Origin of the sequence: Corallococcus sp. CA053C, assembly GCF_003611675.1 — a bacterium.
Lineage (GTDB): Bacteria > Myxococcota > Myxococcia > Myxococcales > Myxococcaceae > Corallococcus.
This window is the reverse complement of the sequence record NZ_RAWA01000828.1, coordinates 1-714: the sequence shown is the minus strand read 5'-3', so window position 1 is coordinate 714 and position 714 is coordinate 1. Positions and strand designations below refer to the sequence as shown.

Sequence of the window (714 nt, the reverse complement as noted above, 5' to 3'; positions counted from 1 at the left end):
GGCCGCTCTGGGGGCATGCGGGGGACAGGCGCTCGTCCGTGCAGGGTGATCAGCAGGCGCGGAGGCGGCGCTGCCCGGCTCGCATGCTCCGGAGCAGCTTGAGACGCGGAGGACCCGGACTCAGGTGAGGTCGTCGTTGCTGCGCGAGCGGGCGCGCTTCTTCGCCTTGGGCTTGCTGGCCTGGGCGTCCGGCCGGGCCTTCTGCTTGCCCACGGTCTCCGGCGGGAACAGCCAGCCGTCCTCGGGGCGGGGCGCGGACGTGTTTACCGTGGGCTCGAGGTGCTGGCCGCGGCAGCCCCGGCACCAGGACTGCGGACGGCGCTGGCCGCGGCTCATGATGCGGAAGCCGAAGTCCTGCTCCGTGGGCCCGGTGTGGCCGCAGCGCGGGCAGCGCGTCATCGACGTGGTGCCCGTCTCCTTGGCCTTCTCGCGCCCGTGCTCCACCACCAGCGCCAGCGCCGCCGCGAAGCCCAGCTTCCGCTCAGTGGACACGTGGAACTGGCGCGCGCGCTTGCGGCTGCCCATCACGGGCAGGAGGTCGAGTCCTCCCAGCAGGTTGCGCTGCTCCAGGACTCGCGACGATGACGACGGCGGGGTCGAGTGGCTCACGCGATCATTCATACGGGAGGGGTCTGACATGGCCGGTCCACGCGCCTGCTCGCCAGGTCCCCCTCCGTTCGGAGGTCTGGACACATGTTCAGTAACTCCGGGCAC

1 protein-coding gene is annotated in these 714 nt (G+C 71.7%); it reads right to left on the bottom strand.

Annotation, left to right across the window (positions count from 1 at the left end; genetic code table 11):
* Nucleotides 1-120: 120 nt before the first annotated feature.
* On the bottom strand, nucleotides 121-639 hold the full coding sequence (locus D7V97_RS43435; RefSeq protein ID WP_120616307.1) for a hypothetical protein: 519 nt from the start codon (nucleotides 637-639) through the stop codon (nucleotides 121-123).
* Nucleotides 640-714 lie beyond the last annotated feature (75 nt).

Excerpts from the sequence above, each read along its gene's own strand:
- D7V97_RS43435 (WP_120616307.1), bottom strand. The coding sequence starts at position 639 with ATGTCAGACCCCTCCCGTATGAATGATCGCGTGAGCCACTCGACCCCG.